The following is a 17010-nucleotide window of genomic DNA, read 5'->3' on the forward strand; positions in this document are numbered from 1 at the left end:
GTGCCATCCTCTTCGCGCCGCGCCTCCGGGTCCGAGCGCGCCTTTCCTGACCGCCCGGACGGCCCGCTGCTGTGGGCCCATGCCGCCGACCCCGACCGTATCCCGGCCCTCATCCAGATCGCCGAACGCGCCGCCGCGCAGCGCCCCGGCCTGTCGATGCTGCTGACCCAGTCCCCCGGCGCGCCCTGCCCAGACCGGATCGCCAGCTGCGTGCTGCTACAGACCGTGCCCGACGAAAGCACCTCCGACTGCCGGACCTTCCTCGCCCACTGGCGCCCCGACATCTGCATCTGGCACACCGGGCACCTGCGCCCGACGCTGCTGGCGACCGCGCGGCAGGACCGCATCCCGATGATCCTCGTCGACGCGGCGGAAGACGCGCTGCAGGACAGCCGCATGCCCTGGGCCCGCCGCTCCGAACGCGCCGCCCTTCTGGGGTTCGAGAAGATCTTCGCCCAGACCGCCAACACCGGACGCCGCCTTGCCCGCATGGGTGTTCCGCCCGACCAGATCTCCGTCACCGGATCGCTTCAGGAAGGCGGCGCGGCGCTCGGCTATAACGAAAGCGATCACGAGGACCTGTCCGAGGTGCTCGTCTCCCGCCCCGTCTGGCTCGCCGCGATGATCCAGCCCGACGAATTCCCGATCGTGGCCGAAGCGCACCGCCAGGCCATCCGTGCCGCGCACCGGCTGATGATGATCCTCGTTCCCGACCGCCCCGAACATGGCGACGGCATGGTGGCCTCGCTCGACGATCAGGGCCTGCGCTATGTCCGCTGGTCCGAAGGCGGCATTCCCGGGGAAACCACGCAGGTCCTTGTCGCCGACACGCACGGTGAGATGGGGCTCTGGTATCGCCTCGCCCCCGTCACCTTCATGGGATCGTCGCTGACCGCCGGACATGGCGGGCGCGACCCCTACGAACCCGCTGCGCTCGGCTCCGCCATCCTTTACGGGCCGAACGTGTCCCACCACGCCGCGGCCTATGCCCGGTTCTCCCGCGCCGGGGCCGCCCGCCCGGTTCGCGACGCCGCGACCCTGTCCGCCGGGGTGCTGCGCCTGAACGCCCCGGACCAGGCCGCCGCCATGGCGCAGGCCGCGTGGGAGGTCGCGACCGAGGGCGCGGAGGTCACCGACAAGGTTCTTGAAACCGTCGAGGAGATCCTCGACCGCAGGCCCCGTTCCGGCAGGACCCCGTCCGATGCGCGCGCCTGAGTTCTGGTCCAACCCGCCGGACCGCCCCGGCCCTGTCGCGCGCCTGCTCTCCCCGCTCGGCTGGCTCTACGCGCGGGCCACGGCCCGGCGGCTGGCCACCGGCACGCCCGAACGGGTCGGCGTGCCGGTGATCTGCGTCGGAAACCTGAACGCCGGAGGCACCGGAAAGACGCCAACCGTCATCGCCCTGCGCCAGATGCTCGCCGACCGGGGCATCACCGCGCACACCGTCTCCCGCGGACATGGCGGCCGGATCGAAGGCCCGGTACAGGTGGACCCGGCCAACCATACGGCAGCGGATGTTGGCGACGAGCCGCTGCTCCTTGCCGCCTTCGGCCCCGCCTGGGTCGCCCGCGACAGGCTCGCCGGATGCCGAGCGGCCACGCGGGCCGGGGCCGGGGCGATCATCCTCGACGACGGCTTCCAGAACCCCGCCGTGGCCAAGGACCTCTCCCTCGTCGTGGTCGACGCCGCGCGGGGCTTCGGCAACGGCCTCTGCCTCCCCGCCGGTCCCCTGCGCGAACCCGTCGCCACCGGCCTCGCCCGCGCCGACCTCCTGCTTTCCATCGGGGACGCAGCTGCCCAGACCCGCTTTGCGACCACAAATCCCGACCTGCCCCTGCCCCACCTCCGCGGCGTCCTGGAGCCTTTGGAAACCGGTATGGAGTGGAGCGAAATCCCCTTCCTCGCCTTCGCCGGAATCGGCCATCCGGAAAAGTTCTTTGCCACCCTCCGCGGCCTCGGCGCGACGCTTGTGCATGCCGAACCGCTCTCCGACCACCAGCCGCTGACCCCCGCGCTGCTCGCCCGGCTCGAATCCGACGCCGCCCGCCTCGGCGCGCAGCTCGTCACGACAGAGAAGGACGCCGTGCGTCTGCCGCAGAGTTTCCGCCACAAGGTGCTGACGCTCCCCGTACGCCTACGTATGGAAAACCCCGCCGGGCTGGAACAGGCGCTTGCCCGCATCTTCCCCGCTTGACCTCGCCCACCCGATCCACGACCAAGACCCATGACCGGAACACTGCTCTCCCTCGGCCACGGCTATTCGGCCCGCGCCCTCGCCCGCCTGCTGATTCCGCAGGGCTGGTCCATCCACGGCACCACCCGCTCCGCCGACAAGGCCGCGGAGCTGGAGGCCGAGGGCACCGTCCCCCACCTCTTCCCCGGCGACCTCTCCGCGCCGCTGGAACACGCGACCCACCTCCTGATCTCTGCCGGCCCGGACGAGGACGGCGACCCGATGCTGCGCCACCTCCGCGACCGGATCACCGCCATCGCTCCCCGCCTCCGATGGGCGGGTTACCTCTCCACCACCGGCGTCTACGGCGATCACGGCGGGGCTTGGGTGGATGAGGAAACACCCCTCACCCCCTCCACCCGCCGCGGCAAGTGGCGCGTCGCGGCCGAAGCCGAATGGCAGGCGATCCCAGGCCTCCCCCTCCACATCTTCCGCCTCGCGGGCATCTACGGCCCCGGTCGCGGCCCCTTCGCCAAGGTGCGGGCCGGAACCGCCCGGCGGATCGTGAAGCCCGGACAGGTTTTCTCCCGCATCCATGTCGACGACATCGCGCAGACCCTCGCCGCCTCCATCGCGCGCCCCGATCCCGGCGCGGTCTACAACCTCTGCGACGACGACCCCGCCCCGCCGGAGGAGGTGATCGCCCACGCCGCCCACCTCCTGAACCGCCCGCTTCCCCCGGAGGAACCGTTCGAAACCGCCGAAATGACCCCCATGGCCCGGAGCTTTTATGCCGAAAGCAAGCGGGTCCGGAACGACCGCATCAAGCGGGACCTCGACGTCCGGCTGATCTACCCCACATACCGCGAGGGACTGGCCGCGCTGCTTGCGCTGGAGACCGGCAAATAAACCCGAACCGGGACCGAACCGAACGCATCCCCGCGCGTTGCCCCGGTATGAGCATGGCGACGATGACCCCGACAGACATCCCGGACAGGGCGAGACTGCGCAGCCTGACCGACATCCTCGACGCGCTCGACCACAGCGCGACGGGGGAGAGCGTCGCCGTCCGCGACATCCTGTCCGAAATCGGGGTACGCAGCTTCGCTCCGGTGATCCTCGTCCCCGCACTGATCCTCGTCTCGCCGCTCTCGGGCATCTTCGGCCTGCCCACCATCGGCGCGATCTTCATGTTCATCGTGACGCTTCAGAAGCTGATCGGCCGCGACCACGTCTGGCTGCCCGAGATCCTGAAACGCCGCCGCGTCCCCTCGCGCCGCCTGAAGAAGGCCGTCGAATGGCTGCGCCGCCCCTGCGAATGGATCGACGCCCGCACGCACCGCCGGATGAGCATGCTTGTCTCCCGCCCCGCCAATATCGTCACCCTGCTCGGCATTCTCGCCATCTGCATGGTCATGCCCCTGCTCGAGGTGCTGCCGATGGTGACCTCGATCTTCGCGCTGGCGATCTCGCTCTTCTCCATCGGACTGCTGGCGCGGGACGGGCTGTTTACCTTCCTCGGCTACACGCAGGTCGCGCTCAGCACCGGGCTTGTCTGGTGGCTGATGACGGGTGCGGGCGGGTAGGTCGGAAGGGGCACTGCCCTGCCGCCTCATGGCGACAATTGGAAGGGGGAGGGGGCGCTGCCCAGCCGATATTTGAACTGCTCGGTGGCGGTATTCTGCCGTGAGCAATGATATGTGTCTGCATCGCCTCGACCGGTAGCGAAGGCCGCTGAAAAATCTTGCTTTTGCCCGCGGTACTGGTTTCCTGGCGCCATGGTCAAGCTGGTTCTGCTGCACAAGGCGGACTCGATCTACGAGGACGAGCCCGACGTCGTCTACGACTTCCCCAGGTCGTACCTGAAGGCGGTAGAGGAGGCCGTCGGCGACTGGGTCGTCTACTACGAGCCGGTGAAGGCGGGGCCGCGCGGGTACTTCGGCGTCGCCAAGATCTCGCGGGTCATCCCCAAGCCGGGTGTCGAGGGCCGCTTCCTCGCGCTGATCGAGCCGGGGAGCTTCCTGCCCTTCGACAGCGAGGTCCCGCGCCTTGCGGACGGGCGCCCCCTGGAGGCTTCGCTGACCGAGCCGGACGGCACACCCAAGAAGGGCGGGTCCGTGCAGCTTGCCGTGCGCCGACTGCCGGAGGCGGACTTCGCGCGGATCGTGAACCTCGGCTTGCCGCAGGAGCTGGAGCGGATCGAGGCGACCCGCTATGACCCGCAGCTGGCGGAGCTTGCCGAGGGTGCGGAGCTTTTCGAGCGCCCCGTTCTAGAACGCCTGACGCGCCGGCCTTACCGCGAGGTCGCTTTCCGCCGGAAGGTCCGCGAGGCCTACGGTTACCGCTGTGCCATGTCGGGCCTGCACCTGCGCAACGGCGGTGGCCGGCCCGAAGTTCAGGCAGCCCATATCCGGCCGGTCGAGCGGCAGGGGAGCGACTCCGTCCGCAATGGCCTCGCCCTGTCGGGAACGCTGCACTGGATGTTCGACCGTGGCCTGATCTCCGTCGCCGACGACTGCGAGACCATCCTCGTCTCGCGCAACAAGGTCCCGGGCGATGTGGTCGGCCGGCTGCTGGCGCCGGATGGCAAGCTGCTGAAGCCCGAGGACCCGCGCAACGCACCCCACCCGGAGAACCTGCGCTGGCACAGGGAGAACGTCTTCGGGCAGGTTGTAAGCGGCGAGACCCTGGACTGGGGCTGAGGCAGCAAGGGGCCGCCCCCCTGCACCTCGTTTCGTCAAACGAAGAAGGGGCGCGACCTCTCGGTCACGCCCCATGTCAGACGTCCGCAGCGCCATCACACCCGCGCTCAGCCCCCGTCGCGTGCCGCGACTCCCCCGGAGTATTTCCGGCAAGATGAAGGATTCAGGCCTTGCGCTTGACCTGCGCCACCCCGAGCACCTCGAGCACCTTCGCCTCGATATCAGGCGCGTTCATCGCCGCCGTCGCATACATGTCCTCGGGTGTGGACTGGTCAATGAACACGTCCGGCAGCACCATGGAACGGTACTTGAGCCCGTGGTCGAACACGCCCTCCTCCGCCAGCAGCTGCGCAACGTGAGAGCCGAAGCCGCCGACCGCACCCTCCTCGATCGTGATGAGCGCCTCGTGATCGCGGGCAAGCCGCAGGATCAGGTCGCGGTCCAGCGGCTTGGCGAAACGGGCGTCCGCCACCGTCGGCGTGATCCCCCGCGCGTCCAGCGCCTCGCAGGCCGTCATGACCTCTGACAGGCGCGTCCCGAACGAGAGGATGGCGACGCGCGCCCCCTCCCGGATCAGGCGGCCGCGGCCGATTTCAAGAACCTCGCCCTTCGCGGGCAGTTCCACGCCCACACCCTCTCCGCGCGGATAGCGGAAAGCGATCGGGCCGGAGTCATGGGCGGCGGCGGTGGCGACCATGTGCTTGAGCTCCGCCTCGTCGGCGGCGGCCATCACCACGAAGCCCGGCAGGTTGGCAAGGTAGGCGACGTCGAAGCTGCCCGCATGGGTCGCCCCGTCCGCCCCGACCAGCCCGGCGCGGTCCACCGCGAAGCGCACCGGCAGGCGCTGGATGGCCACGTCATGCACCACCTGATCGTAGCCGCGCTGCAGGAAGGTCGAATACATCGCGCAGAACGGTTTCATCCCGCCCGCCGCCAGCCCGGCAGCGAAGGTCACGCCGTGCTGCTCGGCGATGCCGACGTCGAAACAGCGCGACGGATAGCGTTCCGCCATCAGGTTCAGCCCGGTCCCGTCCGGCATTGCGGCGGTCACGGCGACGATCTTCGGATCCTCCGCCGCCAGCCGCACCAGTTCCTTCCCGAAGACGGAGGTGTAGGACGGCGCGTTGGACGGCGCTTTCTTCTGCTCCCCCGACACCACGTCGAACTTGCCCGTCGCATGGCCCCGGTCGATGGCCCGTTCGGCGGGGGCATAGCCCTTGCCCTTCTTGGTCACCACATGGATCAGCACCGGACCCTGCGCGCGGGCCTTCACGGTGCGCAGCACCGGCAGAAGCTGGCTCATGTCGTGTCCGTCCAGCGGACCGATATAGGAAAACCCAAGTTCCTCGAACAGCGTCCCGCCGACGGCGAGGCTCTTGAGCATGTCCTTGGCCCGCTTCGCCCCCTCCTGGAACGGCGGAGGCAGCAGGCTCGCCATGCCCTTGGCCGCCGCCTTCAGCTCCTGGAACGGCGCCCCGGCGTACAGCCGCGAGAGGTAGGACGACAGCGCCCCGACCGGCGGCGCGATGGACATGTCGTTGTCGTTCAGGATGACGATCAGCCGCTTCTTCAGCGCGCCGGCGTTGTTCATCGCCTCGAATGCCATGCCCGCGCTCATCGCGCCATCCCCGATCACCGCGATGGCATCGCCGATCCCGTGTTCGGGTGCACCGCCAAGGTCGCGCGCCACGGCGAACCCGAGCGCCGCCGAGATCGAGGTCGAGGAATGCGCCGCGCCGAACGGGTCATAGGGCGACTCCGACCGCTTGGTAAAGCCCGACAGCCCGCCCTTCTGGCGCAGGGTGCGGATGCGGTCGCGCCGCCCGGTGAGGATCTTGTGCGGATAGGTCTGGTGCGACACATCCCAGACGATCCGGTCCTTCGGCGCGTCCCAGATCGCATGCAGCGCCACGGTCAGTTCCACGACCCCCAGCCCCGCGCCCAGATGCCCGCCGGTTTCCGACACCGCCGAAATCGTCTCCGCCCGCAGTTCATGCGCGACCTGCCGGAGTTCGGCATCCGAGAACCGTTTCAGGTCGGCGGGCTCCGTCACGCGGTCCAGCAGCGGGGTGTCGGGTCTCTGGCTCATCCTGCCCTCCTCGGGGCGACTAGCTTTGGCGCGAGATAACGAAGCGCGCGGCCTGCCGCAAGCAATCCGCCTCCGCACCATGGCCCGAAAGAGCTTCACAGGCGGTTTCCACCAGGCGCGCGGCCTCTTTCCGTGCACCGTCGAGACCAAGCAGCGACACGAAGGTCGCCTTGCCGGCCTCTCCGTCCTTGCGCAGCCGCTTGCCGGTCTGCGCCTCGTCTCCCTCAACGTCCAAGATGTCGTCCGCGATCTGGAAGGCAAGGCCAAGCGCGCGGGCATAGGCCCCCATGGCCCCCGTCTCAGCCCCCGCCATCACCGGCCCGGCCTGCGCCGACCATTCGATCAGCGCGCCGGTCTTCTTGGCCTGCAGTTCGGTGATCTCCGCCAGGGTCAGCGGCACCGCGGCGGTTTCCGCGGCGATGTCGAGAGCCTGCCCCTGCACCATCCCCCGCCCCCCGGCAGCCCGTGCCAGCCCGGCGGTCAGCGTCACCACCCTCTCGGCGGGCAGCGCCATATGCGCGACCAGATCGAACGCCAGCGACTGCAGCGCATCCCCGACCAGAACCGCCGTCGCCTCGTCCCACTTCACATGCACCGTCGGAAGTCCCCGCCGCAGGTCGTCGTCGTCCATCGCGGGAAGGTCGTCATGCACAAGCGAATAGGCATGCATCGCCTCGATCGCCGCCGCCGCGTCCAGCGCCGGGGCCGACTCCACGCCGTGCAACGCCGCCCCCTCGCAGACAAGGAATGCCCTCAGCCGCTTTCCCCCGCCGCAGGCATGGCGCATCGCCGCGCCGATTTCTCCGGGCATCGGGGCCAGAGCGGCGTCCAGCCGGGCAGAGACCGCCGCCGCGACCTCGGCGATCCGCCGGTCGAACATGTCAGAGCCCCGTCGCGGGCCGTGTCCCCGTGGCATTGCCCTCGGCATCGGCGGTGATCGCCTCGACCTTCTCTTCCGCCGCCTTCAGCCGGTCCTCGCAGCGCTTCTTCAACGCCGCCCCGCGCTCGTAAAGCGCGATGGAATCCTCCAGCGGCACGTCGCCCCGCTCAAGCTTGCCGACGACCTGCTCAAGTTCCCGCATGGCTTCCTCGAAGGTCATCTCCTCGACGGGTTTCGCATCACTCATGGCTCGCTCCTCGGGCTTCGGGTCGCGCGGACCATAGGCGGAGTCCGGTCGGGGTTCAACGCGCGGTTCACCGCGCCCCCGCGGCGATCAGCGCATCCACATGCGCGGCCGCAGACGCGGCAAGCGCCGGCAGGTTGTACCCGCCCTCGAGGCAGGAGACGACCCGCCCCCCGCAGACCCGCCCCGCCAGCGCGGCAAGCTCCTGCGTGATCCAACCGAAATCCTCGGTCGACAGGTCGATCGACGCCAGCGGGTCATCCTTGTGCGCGTCGAATCCGGCGGACAGAAACAGCATCTCCGGCTCGAACGCCTCGATCAGCGGGATGATCCGGTTGGTCAGGATCTTGCGGTAAAGCCCGCCATCCGTGCCCGCCGACAAGGGAATGTTGGTGATCTGCCCGTGTGCCCCGCGCTCGTGCTGCGCCCCGGTCCCGGGATACAGCGGCATCTGGTGGGTCGAGATGAACAGCGCGCGCCCCTCGTCCCACAGCAGGTCCTGCGTGCCGTTGCCGTGATGCACGTCGAAATCCACGATGGCGACCCGTTTCAGCCCGTGCACCTCCAGCGCATGCCGGGCCGCGACGGCGACGTTGCCGAACAGGCAGAACCCCATGGGCCGCTCCGTCTCCGCGTGATGGCCCGGCGGACGGCAGGCGACGAAGACATTCGCGGCCTCCCCGCCCATCACCATGTCCACCGCCCGGACAGCCCCGCCCGCCGCGCGATAGGCGGCCGTCAGCGACCCCGGCGTCATGTAGGTATCCGCATCCAGCTGCAACGTCCCGGTGTCCGGCGCGGCGGCGTTCAGCGCATCCAGATGCGCCTGCGGATGACACAGCAGCAGCGACGCGTCATCGGCCAGCGGAGCCTCCTTCCGCAGCAGGTCCTTGCCGTGGAGCGCCTTCAACACCTCGTGCAGGCGGGCGACCTGTTCGGGATGCCCCTCGGGGTTGATATGGCCGTGGCAGTCGGGATGGGTGAGCAGCGCGGTCGTCATGAAACCTCCGGGTCAGTCATGCACCAGCATATAGCCCTCGCCCCGCACCGTCTGCAAATAGCGCGGCTGCTTCGGATCCGCCTCGATCTTCCGCCGCAGCCGGGTGATCTGCACGTCCACCGCCCGCTCCTGCGCCTGCCCGTCCGCGCCGCGCCCCAGTTCCTCGACCAGTCGCGTGCGGCTCATCGGCTCTCCGGGCCGGGCAGAGAAGATGCGCATCAGCTGCACCTCCGTCCCCGTCAGGCGCACCGGATCGGACCCGTGCCACATCTCTCCCCGGTCGATGTCATAGCGCACCTGCCCCATGGTCAGAACCTTGGGCGCAACCTTCACCGCCTCGGGCTCCGGCATTCGCCGCAGGATGGCGTTGATCCGCAGCAGCAGCTCCTTCGGCTCGAACGGCTTGGCGAGGTAGTCGTCCGCCCCCGCCTCCAGCCCCGCGATCCGGTCCTTCGTCTCGTCCCGCGCGGTCAGGAGGAGGATCGGCGTCTGCATCTCTCCCCGCAGCGATTTCGTCAGGCTCACCCCGTCCTCGCCCGGCATCATGATGTCCAGCACGATCAGGTCGAACTCCAGCCCGCTCAGCAGCCGCCGCGCATGGCCCGCGTCCCGCGCGGCCGAGATCAGGAATCCGTTCTTCTTCAGGTACCGCGCCAGCAGGTCGCGGATCCTCTCGTCATCGTCGACGATCAGCAGATGCGGCGTCGGTTCGGCCATGGTTCAGCCCTCCCGCAGACCTGCATACAGACGGCGCAGCTCAGGATCCATCATCGCCTCAAGGACCTGCCGGAACCCCGTGACCGCATCCGGCCCCGCCTTGCGGTAGGCTGCGCGCATCCAGGCCCGCTGCGCTTCCGACAGCCGCCCCTCAAGCGCCGCGCCCTCCTCCGTCAGGTAAAGATGCCGCTCCCGCTTGTCCGCCCGTCCGACCCGGCTTTCCACCAGCCCGTCCTCGATCAGCGTGCGCAGTACCCGGTTCAGCGACTGTTTCGTCACCCCGAGGATCGCCAGCAGGCGGTTCACGTTCATCCCCGGCGCCCGCGCGATGAAATGGATCGCCCGGTGATGCGCCCGGCCATAGGCCATGCCTTCAAGGATCTGGTCGGGGGCCGAGGTAAACCCGCGATAGGCGAAGAAAACCGCCTCGATCCCCTGCCGCAGCTGTTCGTCGGTCAGGAACAGCAGGCTTTCCCCGGTATGGACCTCGCTCATCGGACACCCGTTCACAAAACGCCTTGGATTTCGTCACATTACGTCAGCCTTGTTGACATTCCAAGGACCAACTGTTAGCGAGTCGCGGATTTTGGCGCAATTTTATGTCCGATACGGACCAGACACGCGCAACAAATGGAAAAGGTGAAGACGATGGAAGGCGCTTACGACGATCGCGACGGCAAGATCTGGATGGACGGCAAGCTGGTGGAATGGCGCGATGCCAACGTCCACCTGCTGACCCACGGCCTGCACTACGCCTCCTCGGTGTTCGAGGGTGAGCGGTGCTACAACGGCAAGATCTTCAAGGGCGTGCAGCACTCCGAGCGTCTGAAGAAATCCGCCCAGTGGCTCGACTTCGAAATCCCCTACACGGTGGAAGAGATCGAGAAGGCCAAGTACGACATGCTCGCCGCCAACGGCTGGAAGGACGCCTATGTCCGCGCCGTAGCATGGCGCGGTTCGGGCGAGGACATGGGCGTCTCCGCCCGCCGCAACCCCGTCCGCCTCGCCATCGCGGGCTGGGAGTGGGGCAACTACTACGGCGACGCCAAGATGAAGGGCGCCAAGCTCGACATCGCCAAGTGGAAACGCCCCTCCCCGGAAACCATCCCCGTGCACGCCAAGGCCGCCGGTCTCTACATGATCTGCACCATGTCCAAGCACGAGGCCGAGGCCAAGGGCTGCTCCGACGCGCTGTTCATGGACTACCGCGGCTACGTGGCCGAGGCGACCGGCGCCAACATCTTCTTCGTCAAGGACGGAGAGGTGCACACCCCCAAGCCCGACTGCTTCCTCAACGGCCTGACCCGCCAGACGGTGATCGGCATGCTTGAAGACAAGCAGATCAAGGTGAACGAGCGTCACATCATGCCGGAAGAACTGGAAAGCTTCGAACAGTGCTGGCTCACCGGCACCGCCGCCGAGGTCACCCCGGTCGGCCAGATCGGAACCTACAACTTCGAGGTCGGCGCGCTGGCGAAGGACATGGTGGAAAGCTACGAGAAACTCGTTCGCGCATAACCCTCGTCCGCCAGCAGGAAAACGGCCGCGTCCCCATGGATCGCGGCCGTTACCGTCTTCATCTTGCCGGAAATACTCCGGGGGCCCGGGGGCAGCGCCCCCGCCCGGGCGTCAGCCCGGCGACATCCCCCTCAGCCGCTCCGACCGCCGCCGCAGGATCTCCAGCGTCGCCAGCAGCGCGATGGAAATACACACCAGGATCGTCGCCACGGCGAGGATCGTCGGTGAGATCTGCTCCCTCAGCCCGATGAACATCTGCCACGGCAGCGTCTTCTGAGCGGCCGATCCGACGAACAGCACCACCACCACCTCGTCGAACGACGTGATGAAGGCGAACAGCCCGCCCGAGATCACGCCGGGCAGGATCAGTGGCATCTGCACCCGGAAGAAGGTCGTCACCGGATCCGCCCCCATGTTCGCCGCCGCCCGCGTCAGCGACCGGTCGAACCCGACCAGCGTGGCCGTCACCGTGATGATGACGAAGGGAATGCCCAGAACCGCATGGGCCAGGATCACCTTCACATATCCGACAAAGCTCTTGGACAGCCCGACCGAATCCTCGAGGAAATTCCCGAGCGTGGAGTAGAAGAAGAACATCCCCGTGGCCGAGATGATGAGCGGCACGATCATCGGGGAAATCAGCACCGCCATGATCGGCCGCTTGAACGGCACGTGGCTCTGGCTCAGCCCGATGGCCGCCAGCGTGCCGAGCGAGACCGAGATCACCGTCGCGATCGGCGCGATGATGAGGGAGTTTTTCAGCGCCAGCTGCCAGTCCGAGGTCTGGAAGAAGTCGCGGTAGTGCTTCAGCGAATAGCCCTCCGGATCCAGCCGCAGCATCTCCGGGGTGAAGGTGAAGAAATCCTCCGCGTTGAAGGACAGCGGCAGCACCACGAGGATCGGCGTGATGAGGAAGACGAAGATCGCCCCGCAGATAAACAGGAAGCTGTTCCACCACAGCGTCTGCCCCGGCGTGTAGTACAGCGGTACCCCGTCGCGGTAGCGCCCCCGCCCGACCCAGTAGGCGAACCAGCCGAGCACCGCGCCGATCAGCGCCCCCCCGACCGCGCCGCCGAACCCGCCGAAGACCAGCCCGACCAGTGCGAAGGCTCCGATCACCGCCCATCTCCCGACGGCCTTCTTCGGCACCATGGTGTTGAGCACATAGCCCAGCCCCGCCCCGACCGCCGCGCCCAGCACCAGCCCGATCAGCGGCGCACCGACCACGTTGCCGGTCAGGAACCCGAGGATCAGACCGAAACCCCCGACCATCAGCAGCGTGAAGTTCATCGGCGGACGGCCCGTCTTGATCACAAGTTCGCTCATGTCCCTTACCCCAGCTTCACGTTATCGATGCCGACGATCTTGTCGTAGGCCCAGTAGAGCACCAGCACCACCGCCAGCAGGATCGTGCCAAGCGCGGCCGCGAGACCCCAGTTGAGCGACGACGAGATGTGGTAGGCGATCCGGTTGGAAATGAACGTCCCCGTGTTCCCGCCCACGATTTCCGGTGTGATGTAGTAGCCGATGGCGAGGATGAAGACGAGGATGCTCCCCGCCCCGATCCCCGGCACGGACTGCGGAAAGTAGACCCGCCAGAACGCCGTCCAGTTGGTCGCGCCAAGGGATTTCGCCGCGCGCAGGTAGCTGGGCGGGATCGTCGACATCACCGAATACATCGGCAGGATCATGAACGGCAGCAGGATATGCGTCATCGCCACGATGGTGCCGAACTGGTTGTTGATCATCGTCAGTCGCGCGTCATCCGCGACCAGACCCAGCCAGACAAGAACGTCGTTGATCACCCCCTGCTGTTGCAGCATCACCTTCCACGCGCTCGTCCGCACCAGAAGCGAGGTCCAGAAAGGCAGCAGCACCAGGATCATCAGCAGGTTCGCCGTGCGCATCGGCAGGTTCGACAGCAGCCAGGCCACCGGATAGGCCAGCAGGATGCAGGACCCGGTGATGACCAGCGACATGAACAGCGTGCGCTTGAACAGGATGCCGTAGATCTGCTGGTTCTCCGGCCGCGCCTCGATCCCGTCGGGGGTCAGCTGCATGTCGACGGAGTTGGCGAAATAGCCCGAAGTCACGCGCGGCGAATAAAGCTGCAGCGTCTTCCAGACGTCGATGTTCCCCAAGTCCTCGTCCGCATCGGCGAACTGCGCCGACAGGTCCACCGGTTCGAACTCCGCCGCCGCCGCCTTCGCGGCGCTCAGCCTGTCAGAGACCCCCTCGACCTCCGCCCCGTGGGTCAGGTCGTGGTACAGCGCGGTAAAGAGGAAATCCGGGATGTCCTCCTCCAGCACCTTGTCGCCCTCTTCGGCGTTGAAATCCTTCCACCGCTCCCACGTCCGCGCGGTCAGCGGCAGGGCGTCGGCGGCGGGACCGTCCAGCATGGCGGCCCAGCTCTGCGGCTGGCCCCAGCTCGGGTCCAGCGCGACGAACTGCTCGCCGTAGACATCGGTGTCGAACCGGTCGACCTGCCGCCCGGTCTTGCGGAACATCGACGACATGCCCGTCAGCTCATAGTTCAGCCGGGTGCCGAGCCGCGTGTGCTCCTTGCGTTCCACGGCGAACCACATGTCGATGTAGAACGCCGTCCAGACGTCGTCGCCCGGCAGCGCGGTGCCGTCGTGATCCCAGTCGGACAGGGTCTCGACCGTTTCAGGCAGGGTGTCCGCGACGATCCCGTTCTGGACCGACCGCAGCAGCATGTCCCCGATCGGCACCACAAAGGTGACCAGCACGAAGATCAGCAGCGGCGCGATCAGCGCCAGCGCACGCAGCTTCTGCCGGCGTAGCGCGCGGGCGAGGGATTTCTTCAGCGGCGTGCCGTCGGCCGCCAGCATCGGCCCGGTATGCGCGGCATCGGCGCGGCGGGCTTCGTCGGGGGACAGCCCGGCGGGGGCGGTTCCTGCGGTCTGGTCGGTCATGTCACACGCCCTCCACGAGGATGATGTCGCTTTCGGCGGTGGCGTGACGGATCTTCACCACCTCCTGGTATTCGGGGGAATGGTAGGCGCGTTTCGCGTCCTCGAAGCTCGGGAACTCGATCACCACGTGGCGGTCCTTCATCGGACCTTCCGGCGCTTCCGAGGCTCCGCCTCGGACGACGAACCGCCCGCCGTAGCCTTCCAGGATCGGCGTGTCCCGGACCACGTATTCCTTGTAGGCCTCAGGGTCTTTCACCGTGATATGGCCAATGATGTAGCCTTTCGGCATGTCCGTCCCCGTTGGTTGTCGCCGTGGTGGCGGGTCGAAGCCCGCCCTACGATCTTGGGTTGGTCCGGGACATGTGCCCCGGACCGCAGGATGGGTTTCACCCCACCAATGGCATTACTGCGCCAGCCACGCCTGGAACTTGGCGTCGATGTCGTCGCGGTAGTCAGCCCAGAACTCGTAGTTGTAGAGGAACGTGTTCCCGGCGTTCGCCGGATCGGTCGGCATGTGCATCTTCATGTCCTCCGGCACCTTCGGAGCGGACGACGCCCGCGCCGGACCGTAGGAGATGTACTTGGCCTGATCCGCCAGACGCTGCGTGTCGGTCGCGAACTTCACAAAGTCCATCACCCGCGCCAGACGCTCTTCGGAGAGGCCGGTCGGGATGATCCAGCCATCAAGGTCGAAGACCTGCGCGTCCCACATCATGGCGACGGGCTGGTTCTGCTCTTCGATCACCGAATAGAGACGCCCGTTGTAGGTGGAGCCCATGAAGATCTCGCCATCCGCCAGCAGCTGCGGGGTATCCGCACCGGCCGACCACCAGATCACCTGATCCTTGATGGTGTCGAGCTTGGCGAGCGCCTTGTCCTGCCCCTCGGGGGTGGCGAGGACGTCGTAGACCTCTTCCTTGGCCACGCCGTCACACAGCAGCGCCCACTCCATGTTGTTGATCGGACGCTTTTCCAGCGCGCGCTTGCCCGGATAGGTTTCCAGGTCGAAGACGTCGCAGATCTCGTCCGGCGCGTCGGCACCTTCGGGCACCATGTCGGTGCGGTAGCCGAAGGTCGTGGAATAGACGATCTGCGGGATGTAGCAGTCGCTCACCAGCATGTCGCCGAAATCGTCGGATGCCTTGGAGCCGTCGTCGCCGTCGGCCAGCATCTCGTCAAAGTCGATTTCCATCGCCAGACCCTCGTCGCAGAGACGGATCGCATCCGCCGCCACCACATCGACAAGGTCCCAGGTGATGTTGTCCGCCTCGTTCATGGCGCGCAGCTTTGCCACCGCCTCGGCCGAGGATTCGTCCCAGACGACATTCACGCCCGGGTTGTTCGCCTGATACGGCTCAACATAGGCCTTCTGCTGGCTGTTCTGGTAGGCGCCGCCCCACGAAACAAGCGTCATGTCGCTTGCCATGTGGCTTTCCGCCGAGGCCATGCCGGCCGTCGCGACAAGCGCCGCGCTGGCCAGAAGGGTTGCTCTGTTGGTCATTCTAGTCTCCCTAGTTTGGGGGCGGAGGGGCTTCCTCCGCCCTTGAGCCAGGCTCGCCTTGCCGCGTTACTGCGCCAGCCAGGCCTGGAATTTCGCGTCGATATCGTCGCGGTAGTCGGCCCAGAATTCATACTGGGTCACGAACACGTTCTTCGCATTGGCCGGATCGGTCGGCATATGCGGAGCCATCTCGATCCCGAGATCGGCATGGGTGCTGACCAGCGAGGCCGAGGACGCACGCGCCGGGCCATAGCTGATCCATTTCGCCTGATCGGCCAGACGCTGGCTGTCGGTGGCGAACTTGAGGAAGTCCATCACGCGGGCCAGACGCGGCGCATCGAGCCCCTCGGGCACGATCCAGCCGTCGAAGTCCAGCATCTGGGCGTCCCAGAGCATACCGATCGGCTGGTTTTGTTCCGCGATGGCCGAGAAGAGACGCCCGTTGTAGGTCGACCCCATGACGACTTCACCGTCAGCAAGAAGCTGCGGCGTGTCGGCCCCGGCGGTCCACCAGACCACCTGGTCCTTGATGGTACCCAGCTTGGCCAGCGCCTGATCCTGCCCCTCGGGGGTGGCGAGAACCTCGTAGATGTCCTCTTTCGCCACGCCGTCGCAGAGCAGCGCCCATTCGACATTGGCCAGCGGGCGCTTGTTCAGCGAACGCTTGCCCGGATATTTCTCAAGATCGAAGATCGCGCAGATGTCGGACGGAGGCGTGTCGCCGACCAGGTCGGTGCGGTAGCCCACGGTGGTGGAGAACACGATCTGCGGAATGAAGCAGTCGGACACGATGGACTCGCCGAAATCGTCCGTGGCCGAGGATCCGTCGTCCCCCGCCGCCAGTTCGCCGTCGAAGTCGATTTCCTTCGCCAGCCCTTCGTCGCACAGACGGATGGCATCGGCGGCTTCGACATCGACCAGGTCCCAGGTGATGTTGTTGGCTTCGTTCATGGCCCGGAGCTTTGCCACGGCTTCGGCAGAGCTTTCGTCCCAGACCACTTTCACTTCGGGATGTGCGGCCACGTAGGGTTCCACATAGGCCTTCAACTGCGACTTCTGATATGCGCCACCCCAGCTGACGATCGTCATCTCGTTGGCCATGTCCTGGGCCGAGGCCGCGACGCCCGTGAAGGCGACGGCGGCAAGCGCCAGGACAGAAGCAGTGGTTTTCATCCGATGGTTTTCCTTCTCACCGAAACCCGTGGTTGGGATACCTGACACCTCGCGTCACGGGCAGGACGGTCGGGGCA

The 17010-nt window shown here is 67.1% G+C and carries 17 protein-coding genes; 6 read left to right on the forward strand and 11 right to left on the reverse strand.

The features are described 5' to 3' along the window. The 5 genes from IEV87_RS17255 (at position 1) to IEV87_RS17275 (ending at position 4875) form a co-directional block, all read left to right on the forward strand. Positions 1 to 1215, forward strand: coding sequence for a 3-deoxy-D-manno-octulosonic acid transferase (locus tag IEV87_RS17255; protein WP_188479055.1), 1215 nt, complete (start codon positions 1 to 3; stop codon positions 1213 to 1215). Beyond that, positions 1202 to 2194 carry a tetraacyldisaccharide 4'-kinase gene (lpxK, locus tag IEV87_RS17260; RefSeq protein WP_188479056.1) on the forward strand — a complete coding sequence of 331 codons (993 nt, stop codon included), beginning with the start codon at positions 1202 to 1204 and terminating at the stop codon, positions 2192 to 2194. Before IEV87_RS17255 ends, lpxK begins: the two co-directional genes overlap by 14 nt. Before the next feature lie 30 nt (positions 2195 to 2224). Next, entirely contained in the window at positions 2225 to 3082 is an 858-nt protein-coding gene (locus tag IEV87_RS17265) for an SDR family oxidoreductase (RefSeq protein ID WP_188479057.1), read from the forward strand. A gap of 62 nt (positions 3083 to 3144) precedes the next feature. Continuing rightward, on the forward strand, positions 3145 to 3759 hold the full coding sequence (locus tag IEV87_RS17270) for an exopolysaccharide biosynthesis protein (protein WP_188479058.1): 615 nt from the start codon (positions 3145 to 3147) through the stop codon (positions 3757 to 3759). Positions 3760 to 3951: 192 nt separating this feature from the next. Next, positions 3952 to 4875 (forward strand): HNH endonuclease, encoded by a 924-nt coding sequence (locus IEV87_RS17275; protein WP_188479059.1) that lies wholly within the window; start codon positions 3952 to 3954, stop codon positions 4873 to 4875. Positions 4876 to 5038: 163 nt separating this feature from the next. On the opposite strand, the gene dxs is transcribed toward IEV87_RS17275, so the two are convergent. The 6 genes from dxs to IEV87_RS17305 all read right to left on the reverse strand — a co-directional run bounded on the left by dxs (position 5039) and on the right by IEV87_RS17305 (position 10300). Further along, positions 5039 to 6964: a 1-deoxy-D-xylulose-5-phosphate synthase gene (gene dxs, locus IEV87_RS17280; protein ID WP_188479060.1), complete on the reverse strand. Its 1926-nt coding sequence runs from the start codon at positions 6962 to 6964 to the stop codon at positions 5039 to 5041. Between the two features lie 19 nt (positions 6965 to 6983). Further along, on the reverse strand, positions 6984 to 7844 hold the full coding sequence (locus IEV87_RS17285) for a polyprenyl synthetase family protein (protein WP_188479061.1): 861 nt from the start codon (positions 7842 to 7844) through the stop codon (positions 6984 to 6986). A gap of 1 nt (position 7845) precedes the next feature. Beyond that, positions 7846 to 8091: an exodeoxyribonuclease VII small subunit gene (locus IEV87_RS17290; protein WP_188479062.1), complete on the reverse strand. Its 246-nt coding sequence runs from the start codon at positions 8089 to 8091 to the stop codon at positions 7846 to 7848. A gap of 67 nt (positions 8092 to 8158) precedes the next feature. Next, positions 8159 to 9088 carry a histone deacetylase family protein gene (locus tag IEV87_RS17295; RefSeq protein ID WP_188479063.1) on the reverse strand — a complete coding sequence of 310 codons (930 nt, stop codon included), beginning with the start codon at positions 9086 to 9088 and terminating at the stop codon, positions 8159 to 8161. Positions 9089 to 9100: 12 nt separating this feature from the next. Continuing rightward, positions 9101 to 9805 (reverse strand): response regulator, encoded by a 705-nt coding sequence (locus IEV87_RS17300; protein ID WP_188479064.1) that lies wholly within the window; start codon positions 9803 to 9805, stop codon positions 9101 to 9103. Positions 9806 to 9808: 3 nt separating this feature from the next. Continuing rightward, a complete protein-coding gene (locus tag IEV87_RS17305) occupies positions 9809 to 10300 on the reverse strand; it encodes a MarR family winged helix-turn-helix transcriptional regulator (protein ID WP_188479065.1) in 492 nt (163 codons plus the stop codon). A 153-nt stretch (positions 10301 to 10453) separates the two neighbouring features. On the opposite strand from IEV87_RS17305, the gene IEV87_RS17310 reads away from it, so the two are divergent. After that, on the forward strand, positions 10454 to 11323 hold the full coding sequence (locus IEV87_RS17310) for a branched-chain amino acid aminotransferase (RefSeq protein WP_188479510.1): 870 nt from the start codon (positions 10454 to 10456) through the stop codon (positions 11321 to 11323). A 111-nt stretch (positions 11324 to 11434) separates the two neighbouring features. Here the strand turns inward: IEV87_RS17310 and IEV87_RS17315 are convergent, their stop codons facing one another. The 5 genes from IEV87_RS17315 to IEV87_RS17335 form a co-directional block, all read right to left on the reverse strand. After that, the gene (locus tag IEV87_RS17315) at positions 11435 to 12649 is read right to left on the reverse strand and encodes an ABC transporter permease (protein WP_373284065.1); all 1215 of its coding nucleotides are present in this window, start codon (positions 12647 to 12649) and stop codon (positions 11435 to 11437) included. 5 nt (positions 12650 to 12654) lie between these two features. Further along, a complete protein-coding gene (locus tag IEV87_RS17320) occupies positions 12655 to 14259 on the reverse strand; it encodes an ABC transporter permease (protein WP_188479066.1) in 1605 nt (534 codons plus the stop codon). 1 nt (position 14260) lies between these two features. Beyond that, positions 14261 to 14548, reverse strand: coding sequence for a DUF1330 domain-containing protein (locus tag IEV87_RS17325; RefSeq protein WP_188479067.1), 288 nt, complete (start codon positions 14546 to 14548; stop codon positions 14261 to 14263). Positions 14549 to 14662: 114 nt separating this feature from the next. Continuing rightward, positions 14663 to 15760: an extracellular solute-binding protein gene (locus IEV87_RS17330; RefSeq protein ID WP_188479068.1), complete on the reverse strand. Its 1098-nt coding sequence runs from the start codon at positions 15758 to 15760 to the stop codon at positions 14663 to 14665. 66 nt (positions 15761 to 15826) lie between these two features. Next, entirely contained in the window at positions 15827 to 16933 is a 1107-nt protein-coding gene (locus IEV87_RS17335) for an extracellular solute-binding protein (protein ID WP_188479069.1), read from the reverse strand. Positions 16934 to 17010 lie beyond the last annotated feature (77 nt).

The organism is Primorskyibacter flagellatus, assembly GCF_014638275.1.
In the GTDB taxonomy this organism is placed as follows: Bacteria; Pseudomonadota; Alphaproteobacteria; order Rhodobacterales; family Rhodobacteraceae; genus Pseudooceanicola; species Pseudooceanicola flagellatus_A.